An 11,583-nucleotide genomic window follows, 5' to 3' on the forward strand; every position below is an offset into this window, starting at 1 on the left:
ACCTCACCCAACTCGATCCGGAACCCCCGCACCTTCACCTGGAAATCAGCACGACCGACGTAGTCCAACCCCCCGTCCGCACGCCACCGCACCACATCACCCGTCCGGTACATCCGCTCCCCCGGCCCCCCGAACGGACACGCCACGAACCGCTCCGCCGTCAACCCACCACGCCCCAGATACCCCCGAGCCAACTGGACCCCCGCCAGATACAGCTCCCCGGCCACACCCACCGGAACCGGCCGCAGCCACGGATCCAGCACATAGACGCGGGTGTTCCAGACCGGGCGGCCGATCGGGACGGACCCGGCGTCCGGCTCGGGGCGATGCTCCCAGGAGGTGACGTCCACCGCGGCCTCGGTCGGGCCGTAGAGGTTGTGCACCGGGACGCCCAGCCGCGCGACCGCCTGGTCGGCGACTTCCGGCGGGAGCGCCTCGCCGCTGCAGATGACCCGTCGGAGGGAGGCCGGCGCCGAACCGTCCGCGGCGGCGAGGAAGACGGCGAGCATGGACGGGACGAAGTGGACGGTCGTGACCCGTTCGGCGTCGATCAGCCCGGCGAGGTAGGCCGGGTCCCGGTGCCCGCCGGGCCGGGCGATCACCAGGGCGGCGCCGGTCTGGAGCGGCCAGAAGAACTCCCAGACCGACACGTCGAACCCGGCCGGGGTCTTCTGCAGGACCCGGTCGTCGGCGCGCAGGCCGTACCGGGACTGCGTCCACAGCAGGCGGTTGACGATCGACCGGTGGGAGACCACGACACCCTTGGGCCGTCCGGTCGAGCCCGAGGTGTAGATCACATAGGCGGGGTTGTCCGGCGACGGCCGTATGTCCAGGTTCGCCGCCGAACGCCCGGACACGTCCGCGCCGGCCAGCCAGTCCTGGTCGATGACGAGGACCGGGCGCGCGTCCTCAAGCATCGACACGATCCTCCCGGCCGGAAGGTCCGGGTCGATCGGCAGGTAGGCGGCGCCCGCCTTGACCACCGCGTACATCGCGACCAGCAGGTCCGGCGACCGGGGCAGCATGAGCGCCACCACCCGCTCGGGCCCGGCCTCGTGCTCGGCCAGCAGCCGCGCCAGCCGGTTCGCCCGCGCGTTGAACGCGGCATAGCTCAGCTCCACGCCCTCGGACACCAGCGCCGTCGCGTCCGGGGTCCGCGCGACCTGGTCCTCGAACAACCCTGCCAGCGTCGCCTCGGGTACGGCCGTCGCCGTGTCGTTCCATTCGCGCAGGAGCAGCTCCCGCTCGTCGCGGAAGAGGCCGTCGAGGCGGCCGACGGCGGTGTCCGGCGCGGCGGCCAGCGTGGTGAGCAGGCGCCGGAACCGGTCCAGCAGTCCTTCGGCCTCCTCCTCGGTGAACACGTCGGGCCGGTACTGCAGCCGGAAGCGGAGCCGCTCCCCCGGGACGACCAGCAGCGTGATCGGATAGTGGGTCGCGTCGGCCACATCCGCCGAGGTCAGCCGGAGATCCCCGATGGCGGTGCGCGGGTCCAGGGGGTAGTTCTCCATCACCAGCAGCGTGTCGAACAGGGTGCCGCGCCGGATCTCGGTCAGCCCGAGGTGGTGGTGGGCCAGCAGCTCGGCCTGCTCGTCGCGGAGCCTGCGGAGCAGGTCTCCCACCGATTCGGCCGGGCGGAGCCGTACCCGGACCGGCAGCGTGTTGATGAACAGGCCCACCATCCGCTCGACGCCGGGCAGCTCGGGCGGCCGGCCGGAGACGGTACCGCCGAAGACGACGTCGTCGCCGCCGGTGAGCTGGGCGAGCAGCAGTCCGAAGGCGGCCTGCATGACGGTGTTCAGCGTGGTGGAGTGCATGCGGGCCAGCGTGGTGAGCGCCCGGGTCGGGCCGTCGGCGAGCTCGGCGGTGACGCGGCCGGGCGGCACCGGGTCGGCGGGGGCGTGCGGGGCGACCAGCGTGGGATCGTCCAGGCCGTCCAGGGCCCGGTCCCATGCCTCCACCGCCGCCGCGTGGTCCTGGCGGGCCAGCCAGTCCAGATACCCCTTGTACGGCGGGGCCGCGGGAGGCTCGGCCCCGGTGTAGAGGGCGAACAGTTCGGCGGCCAGCAGCGGGGTGGACCAGCCGTCGAACAGGATGTGATGGTTGGTGAGGATCAGCCGGTGCCTGTCCGCGTCGAGCCGTACCAGGGCGAACCTCAGCAGCGGCGCTCTGGAGAGGTCGAAGCGGTGGGCCCGCTCCTCGGCGGCCACGCCGGCGGCGTCGGCGGTGGCGACCTCCCGCCAGGGGACCTCGACCCGGCGGTGCACGAGCTGGACGGGTCCGTCGCGGAACTCGAAGGAGACGCGCAGGCTGGGATGCCGGTGGACCAGGCGTTCGGCGGCGGTTCTGAGCCTGGACGCGTCGAGGGGGCCGGTGAGGTCCAGTACGAGCTGGGCGGTGTAGACGTCCACGGCCAGCAGGGAGTGGAAGAACAGACCGCGCTGGAGGGGGGCGAGCGGCCAGGCGTCCTGGAGGTCCGGGCCGAAGCCGTCGAGGTCGTCCTGGGTGAGCCGGGCGGTGACGTCGGAGGGGGTGAGGCCGCCGCCGGTGTGCCGGGAGATGCCGGTCAGCGCCTCCGACCAGGCGGTGGCCAGCTCGACGATCCGGTCCTCGGTGTAGTGGTGCGGCGACCAGGTCCAGGTGACGCGGAGGGTGTCGCCGAGGGCGATCGCGTTGATCTCGATGCCGTGACTGAGCGGGGCGCCGGCGTCCTGGCCGCCGGACAGCCCGCCGAACGGCCCGTCGGTCGCCGGTTCCCAGTCCTGGCCCGAGGTCGTGATGCGGCCGAGGTAGTTGAAGCCGATCTCGGGCCGGGGCAGGGCGGCCAGGACGGGCGCCGTGCCGGGGTTGAGATAGCGGAGCAGGCCGTAGCTCAGGGAGTCGGGCAGGGCGCGGAGCTGCTCCTTGACCCGTTTGACGGCCTGGGCCACGCTCTGGCCGCCGTTCCTGAGGTCGTTCCAGTCGACGGGGCCGGCGTCGATCCGCACGGGATGCATGGCGGTGAACCAGCCGACGGTCCTGGACAGGTCCACCCCGGCGAAGGCGTCCTGCCGGCCGTGCCCTTCCAGGTCGATCAGGACCGACCGGTCCCCGCTCCATCGGGCGACCGCCGCCGCGAGCCCCGCGAGCAGCACGTCGTCGGCCCGGCCGTGGAACGCGCCGGGGACCTTGCCGAGCAGCGGCCTCGTCACCTCGGCCGGAAGCTCCACGACCGTCTCGCGCCGTTCGCCCCACGTGCCCCACTGCCGGGGAGCCGCACTCCCGTCCCCGGCGGGACCGCCGAGGACCTCGCGCCAGCGGTCGAGCTCGGCGTCCCTGTCGCGGGCCCCATCCCTGTCGCGAATCTCGCCCCTGTCGCGGACCCCGCCCCTGTCGCGGACCCCGCCCCTGTCGTAGTCCTCGCCCCTGTCGCGGGCCTCGTCCTGGAGCCGGTGGGCCCAGGTGCGGAAAGAGGTCGGAACCGGAGCCAGCTCGGGAACGGCCCCCCGCACCGCCGCCTCCCAGGCGGCGAACAGATCCGGCAACAGGATCCGCCACGACACACCGTCGACCGCCAGATGGTGGACGGTGAGGATGAGCCTGCCCGAGACCTCCGGCCCGGCATCCAGCCACGCGACCCCGACCATCCTGCCCGCCACCGGATCCAACCCGGACCGCAGCAACTCGGCCTGCTCGACGATCGCGCCCTCCAGATCCCCGCCCACCTCGACCCGGCGCACCTGCTCCGCCGCCCGGACCGCCCCCCGCGCCATCACCTCCAACCCCGACACCCCCGGCCCCGCCACCCTCAACCGCAACACGTCATGACGGTCCAACACCGCCTGCACCGCCAGGGTGAGATGATCCAGACCAAGCCCTGGAGGCACCCGCAGAACCACCGTCTGGCTGAACCCGCCGATCGGCCCGCCCCGCTCCGCCAGCCAGGCCATGATCGGGGTGACCGGCAGCGGACCGACCCCCGCCCCCTCCGGCTCGCGTTCCGTCTCCTGCTCCTCGACGGCGACGGCGGCCAGCTCCCGCACACTCTGATACCGGAAGACGTCCCGGGGACCGAACACCACCCCCGCCTGCCGGGCCCGGGCCACCAACTGGATCGCGATGATGCTGTCACCGCCCAGATCGAAGAACCCGTCCTCGACCCCGACCCGCTCCACCCCCAGCACCTCGGCGAACAGCCCGCACAGCAGCCGTTCCCGATCCGTCGCGGGCTCCCGGCCGGAGCCGGTGACCTCCGGAACCGGCAACGCCCGCCGGTCCAGCTTGCCGTTGGCCGTCAGCGGCAACGCCTCCAGCACCACCACCGCCGCCGGAACCATGTAATCCGGCAGCATCCGCCCCGCGAACCGCCGCACCTCCCCCGCGTCCAGCACCTCCCCCACCTCCGGCGACGCCCCCCGCCCAGCTCCCCGGGCGGAAGCGACCGGCGCCTCGCGGACACTCGTGGGAGAGAACGGTGCCGCCTGATCACTCGCGGAAGCGGCCGACGCCTCGCGGACACTCACGGAAGCGTCCAGCGCCTCACGGGCACTCTCGGGAGCATCCGGCGCCGGACGGTCATGTCCGACCACGTAGGCGACCAGGCGCCGATCCCCCGGACGATCCTCCCGCACCACCACCGCGACCTCCGCCACCAGCGGATGCCGCACCAACACCCCCTCCACCTCACCCAACTCGATCCGGAACCCCCGGATCTTCACCTGCTGATCAGCCCGCCCCAGATACTCCAACCGCCCCGCACGACCCCACCGCGCCAAATCCCCCGACCGATACATCCGCCCACCACCAGGCCCGAACGGATCGGCCACGAACCGCTCCGCCGTCAAACCCGCCCGACCCGCATACCCCCGCGCCACCCCCGCCCCCGCCACATACAACTCCCCCACCACCCCCGGCGGCACCGGACACAAGAACTCATCCAGCACATACACCCGCAGATCGGGAATGCCCACGCCGATGACGCTTCCCACCCCGCTCACCGCCGTCTCCCGATCCAGCGCGGCATAGGTGACGTGCACCGTGGTCTCGGTGATCCCGTACATGTTCACCAGCACCGGCGCGGTCTCGGGATGACGGTCGTACCAGTCGCCCAGACGCCCCGGATCCAGGGCCTCGCCGCCGAAGATCACATACCGCAGCGCCAACCCCACCCCCGAACCCTCCCGATCGGCCCGCATGAACTGGTAAAACGCCGACGGCGTCTGGTTCAACACCGTCACCCCCTGCTCAGCCACCAACGCCACGAACTCCCCCGGCGACCGACTCACCCCGAACGGCACCACCACCAACCGCCCGCCATACAACAACGCCCCCCACAACTCCCACACCGAAAAATCAAACGCATACGAATGGAACAACGCCCACACATCCGTCTCGTCGAAACCGAACCACCCCTCCGTCGAGACCAGCAACCGCGTCACATTCCCATGCGAAACCACCACCCCCTTCGGCCGCCCCGTCGACCCCGACGTGAAAATCACATACGCCGGATGCGCAGGCAACAACCGCCCCACCCCACCACCGGCCACAGCGACATCGGACCCGCTCCGCTCACCCCCACCCGCCGCGAAGACGTCACGGGACGCGTCCCCACCCAGCCGGAACACCGAGAACGGCGCCACCCCGTCCGGCACCGACACCCGCCGCCCAAACCCGGCCAGCACCCCCTCCGACTCCGCAACCGCAACGGCCAGCACCGGACCGGCATCCTCCACGATGTGACCGACCCGCTCCACCGGATAACCCGGATCGATCGGCACATACGCACCCCCCGCCTTCACCACCGCCACCACCGCCACCACCAAATCCACCGAACGCGGCACCACCAACGCCACAAACCGCTCCGGCCCCACCCCCAACCCCACCAACACCCGCGCCAACACACCCGCACGCGCGTCCAACTCCCCATACGACAACTCCACCCCCGACCCCACCACCGCCACCGCATGCGGCGACCGCGCCACCTGCGCCTCGAACCCCTCCACGATCGTCGACGGGACACCGGCGCACCAGCCGCCGCCCCACCACCCCAGAAGCATCCGGCGCCCGGCACGCGCGACCAGCACGACCAGCCCGATGAGGGAGACAGCAGCGGCGACCACCAAGGCCAGGAGCAGACGGAAGAACCTCAACACCACCCCCGCCGCCGGACCCGCGAACAACACGACGCTGAACTACACGACGCCCCCAAGCACCCCCCAGGCACGCTCGGCCAGGGACAGCAGCAGGTCGAACTTCGCGACACCCGGCGCCAACGGCTCCACCGCGACCGACAGGCCGTCGAGTTCCAGCACCACGGCCGGGTTGTTCTGGAAGGCCAGCACCACCTGGAACAGGGGGTGGCGGGCCATCGAACGGGCCGGACTGACGATCTCCACCAACCGCTCGAACGGAAGATCCTGATGCGCGTAAGCCGCCAGATCCACCTCCCGCACCCGGCCCACCAACTCACGGAACCCCGGATCCCCCCCGGTGTCGGTCCGCAGCACCAGCGTATTGACGAACATGCCCACCAGATCGTCCAGCGCCTCATCCACCCGGCCCGCCACCACCGAACCGATCGGCACATCCGTCCCCGCCCCCAACCGGGTCAGCAACGCCGCCAAAGCCGCCTGCACCACCATGAACAGACTTGCATTCGCCTCCCGCGCCAATGCCCTCAGGCGGCGAACCTCTTCCACGCCGACGGACACGGGGACCGATCCACCCCGGTAGGACGCGACGGCGGGGCGGGGGCGGTCGACCGGCAACGCGATCTCATCCGGCAACCCCGCCAGCGCCGTCCGCCAGAACCCCACCTGACGACTGACCAGACTCCCCGGATCCGACTCCTCCCCCAGCAACTCCCGCTGCCACACCGCGTAATCGGCGTACTGCACCGGCAACGGCGCCCACGACGGCGCACACCCCCGCGAACGCGCCTCATAAGCAGTGATCACATCCCGGGCCAGCGGAGCCATCGACCAGCCATCCCCCGCGATGTGATGCAACACCAGCAGCAGGACGTGGGTGGTGGCGTCGAGTTCGAACAGGCAGACTCGCAGGGGCGCTTCCACCGCCAGGTCGAAGCCCCGTCCCACCTCTGCCGCCAGCGCCGCTCCGAGCCGGTCGCCGTCGACCTGGATCACTTCGATCGGGGGCTCGGCGGGGTCGAGGACACGCTGACACGCCACCCCACCCACCTCCGGAAACACCGTCCGCAAACTCTCATGCCGACCCACCACATCACCCAACGCCCCCCGCAACACCCCCACATCCACCCCACCCGACAACCGCAACACCACCGGCAAGTTATAAACCGCCGACAACGGCTCCAACCGATTCAAAAACCACAACCGCCGCTGCGAAAACGACAACGGCACCACCCCCGACCGCACCACCCGCCCCACACCAGGCCGCACACCCCCCGAAACACCCCCCACCCACACCGCCAACCCCGCCACCGACGACACCTCAAACACCACACGCACCGGCAACTCCACCGACAACACCGACCGCACCCGACTCACCAACCGCATCACCAACAGCGAATCCCCACCCAAATCAAAAAACGAATCATCAACCCCAACCACAGCCGCGCTATCAAGCCCCAAAACCTCCGCAAACACCCCACACAACACCTCCTCCACCACAGACCGCGGCCCCCGCCCCGACCCCGACCCCGAAACCTCCGGCACCGGCAACGCCGCCCGATCCAACTTCCCGTTCCGCGTCACCGGCAACACATCCACCACCACCACCACCACCGGCACCATGTACTCCGGCAACACCTCCCCCACCCACCCCCGCAACTCCGCCGCAAACCCATCCCCCCCGGCACCCGCACCGGAGACGCCCCCTCCCACCGGAGCGGGCACCACATAGGCGACCAGCCGCCGATCCCCCGGCCGGTCCTCACGCACCACCACCGCCACCCCCGACACCGACCCATGACGGGCCAGCACCGCCTCCACCTCACCCAACTCGATCCGGAACCCCCGCACCTTCACCTGGAAATCAGCACGACCGACGTAGTCCAACCCCCCGTCCGCACGCCACCGCACCACATCACCCGTCCGGTACATCCGCTCCCCCGGCCCCCCGAACGGACACGCCACGAACCGCTCCGCCGTCAACCCACCACGCCCCAGATACCCCCGAGCCAACCCGACACCCGCCAGATACAGCTCCCCCGCCACACCCACCGGAACCGGCCGCAGCCACGGATCCAGCACATAGACGCGGGCGCCCGACAGCGGCGACCCGATCGGCGGGCTCTCGCCCGGAGCCAGGGGCCCGCTCATCGTCGCGGCGATCGTGGCCTCGGTGGGACCGTACGCGTTGATCATCAGACGGCCGGGGGCCCAGCGGGCGACGAGCTCGGCTCCGCAGGCGTCCCCGCCGACCACCAGGGTCCGCAGCTCCGGCAGCGGCGCCTCCGGCACGCTCGCCAGGGCCGCTGGGGGGATCAGGGTGTGGGTTATCCGCCCGGCCTCCAGCACCTCCGCCAGCACTGGCCCGCCGTACACGTCGGGAGGGGGGATGACGAGCGCCGCCCCCGCGGCGAAGGCCATGAGCATCTCCATGACCGAGGCGTCGAAGCTGGGGGAGGCGAACTGGAGCACCCGGCTGTCCGGGCCGACCCTGAGCCGGTCGGTCTGCGCGGCCGCGAACGCGGCGATGCCCTCGTGGGTCACGACGACCCCCTTGGGCCGTCCGGTCGAGCCCGAGGTGTAGATCACGTAAGCGGGGTGCCGCGGCTCCGGCCGTACGTCCAGGTTCTCCGACGGACGCCCGGACACGTCCGCGCCGGCCAGGAACGCCTCGTCGATCACCTGGGAGGGGGCGGCGTCGGCGAGCATGTACGCGACCCGTTCGGCCGGATAGGCCGGATCCACCGGCAGGTAGGCGCCGCCCGCCTTGACCACGGCCAGCGCCGCGACGATCAGGTCGGCGGAGCGGGGCAGCACCAGCGCGACCACCTGCTCCGGGCCGACTCCGCGCTCGGCCAGCAGCCGGGCGAGCCGGTTCGCCCGGCGGTTGAGCCCGCCGTAGGTCAGGACCGTCTCACCGTCCACGAGGGCGACGGCGTCCGGGTCCCGCGCGGCCCCGCTCTCGAAGATCTCGGGCAGCGTACGGCAGGGCACCGGCTCGCCGGTGTCGTTCCACTCCTCGACGATCTGGCGGTGCTCGGCGGCGTCCAGGACGCCGATCCGGCCGACGGGCGTCTCCGGGGCGGTGACCAGCGTGGTGAGCAGCAGCCGTACGCGCTCCAGCAGCCGCCGGGCCTGAGCTCCGGTGAACAGGTCCGGACGGTGGTCCAGGCGCAGGGTGAGCCGGTCGCCGGGGATGGCCGCGAGGGCGAGGGGGTAGTGGTGGGCGTCCACGGAGCCGAACCCGGTCAGCCGGACGTCGCCGAGGGCGGTGTCCGCGGCGGAGGGATCGAACGGGTAGTTCTCCAGCACGGTGACGGTGTCGAACAGGACGCCGCGCTGGATCTCGGTCAGCCCCAGGTGATGGTGGGGCAGCAGCTCGGCCTGCTCGTCCTGGAGGCGTTCCAGCAGTTCCCCGACCGGCTCCTGCGGGCGGAGCCGTACCCGGACCGGCACCGTGTTGATGAACAGGCCCACCATCCGCTCGACGCCGGGCAGCTCGGGCGGCCGGCCCGACACGATCGCGCCGAAGACGACGTCGTCGCGCCCGGTCAGCCGGGACAGCAGCACTCCCCACAACCCTTGCAGCACGGTGTTGACGGTGATCCCCCGGCGGCGGGCCAGCCTGGCCAGCGCGGTGGTCAGGCCGGCGTCCAGCTCGATGCTCACCTTGTCCGGCGGGACGTGCGTGACCGTGCCGGGCGCGATCAGCGTCGGCTCCTCGACCCCGTCGAGGGCACGGTCCCAGGCCTGCCGGGCGGCGGCCCGGTCCTGGCGGGCCAGCCAGGCCAGATATCCCTTGTACGGCGGGGCCGCCGGGGCGTCCACCCCCAGATAGAGGGCGAACAGCTCGGCGACGAGGAGGGGGGTGGACCAGCCGTCGAGCAGGATGTGATGGTTGGTGAGGATCAGCCGGTGCCTGCCGGGTGCGAGCCGTACCAGGACGAAGCGCATGAGGGGCGGCGTGGCCAGGTCGAACGGGCGGGCCCGCTCCTCGGCGGCCACGGCGGCCGGATCGGCCGAGGCGACCTCACGCCACGACGGCTCCACGTGGTGCGGGATCACCTGGACCGGCCGGCTGAGCTCCTCGTGCCAGAAGGCGGCGCGCAGGTTGGGATGGCGTTCGAGCAGCCTGGCGGCGGCGCTCTTCAGGGCGGGGACGTCCAGCGGACCGTCGAGGTCGAGGGTGACCTGGGCGGTGTAGACGTCGTGCTCGTCGTGCAGGGCGTGGAAGAACAGGCCCTGCTGCAGCGGCGAGAGCGGGAGGATGTCCTGAACCTGCGTCATCGCTTCTCCCACGCGGCCTGGATGCGGTCGATCTCGTTCTGGTCCAGGTCGACCAGGAGATCGCTCGGCGTGTAGCCGCCCCGGCCGTGCGCGGCCAGCCCTTCGAGGGCCTCGGACCAGGTCTCGGCCAGATCCCTGACCTCCGCTCCGGTGAGCACCCCTTCCGGCCAGGACCAGACGGCCTCCAGGTGGGGGCCGTCCCACCGGTCGTGGGTGGTCACGTTGATCTCCAGGGTGTGGGCCACCGGCATGCCGGGGTCGTGGCCGCCGAACCCGGACGGGACCAGGTTCCAGTCCCCTTCGGCGACGGCGACCCGGCCGAGGTAGTTGAACACGATCTGCGGCTGGGGAAGCACGGCCAGTTCGGGGCCGGTCACGGGGTCGAGGTAGCGGAGCAAGCCGTAGCTCAGGGGGTTGGGCACCGCTCTGAGCTGCTCCTTGACCTTCTTGATCGCCTGGGTGACGGCCCGCTCGTCGGCCCAGCCGCCGATGCCCGCGTCGAGCCGGACGGGATACATGGCGGTGAACCAGCCGACGGTCCTGGACAGGTCGACGCCGGGGAAGATCTCCTCCCTGCCGTGTCCCTCCAGGTCCAGCAGGACCGAGGTGCCCCGGCCGCCGCGTTTCCTGCGCCAGTGCGCCACGGCCAGCGCGAGCCCGGTCAGCAGCACGTCGCCGGCCCGGCCGTGGAACGCGGCGGGGACGGTGGTCAGCAGGGGTGCGGCCTGCTCGGGAGGGAGGGTGAGACGGAGGCTGCGAAGCGTGGCGACGGTGTCGATCCGCGGGTCGAGCGGCCTGCTGCCGACGCGCGGGTCGGGGCCGTCGAGGATCTCGGTCCAGCGGTCGAGCTCGGCGGCCCTGTCGCGGGCCCTATCCCTGTCGCGGACCTCGTCCCTGTCGCGGGCCTCGTCCCTGCCGTGGGCCTCGCCTCTGTCGCGGGCCTCGTCCTGGAGCCGGTGGGCCCAGGTGCGGAAAGAGGTCGGAACCGGAGCCAGCTCGAAAACGGCCCCCCGCACCGCCGCCTCCCAGGCGGCGAACAGATCCGGCAACAGGATCCGCCACGACACACCGTCGACCGCCAGATGGTGGACGGTGAGCACCAACCTGCCCGAGACCTCCGGCCCGGCATCCAGCCACACGACCCCGACCATCCTGCCCGCCACCGGATCCA

Annotated in this window: 3 protein-coding genes; all 3 read right to left on the reverse strand. The window is 71.8% G+C overall.

The features are described 5' to 3' along the window. Positions 1 to 6,158, reverse strand: a 6,158-nt coding sequence (locus tag BM085_RS46910) for a non-ribosomal peptide synthetase (protein ID WP_281249869.1), incomplete at its 3' end; no start/stop codon positions are given. Between the two features lie 9 nt (positions 6,159 to 6,167). Further along, entirely contained in the window at positions 6,168 to 10,412 is a 4,245-nt protein-coding gene (locus BM085_RS46915) for a non-ribosomal peptide synthetase (RefSeq protein ID WP_143121082.1), read from the reverse strand. Then, positions 10,409 to 11,583: condensation domain-containing protein (locus BM085_RS26695; protein ID WP_245789714.1), on the reverse strand; the 1,175-nt coding region annotated here is incomplete at its 5' end. The genes BM085_RS26695 and BM085_RS46915, both read right to left, overlap by 4 nt.

Source organism: Streptosporangium canum (genome assembly GCF_900113865.1).
Lineage (GTDB): Bacteria > Actinomycetota > Actinomycetes > Streptosporangiales > Streptosporangiaceae > Streptosporangium > Streptosporangium canum.

What these genes read in the sequence shown, in the direction of transcription:
- BM085_RS46915 (WP_143121082.1), bottom strand. Translation starts at nt 10,412, where the DNA reads ATGACGCAGGTTCAGGACATCCTCCCGCTCTCGCCGCTGCAGCAGGGC.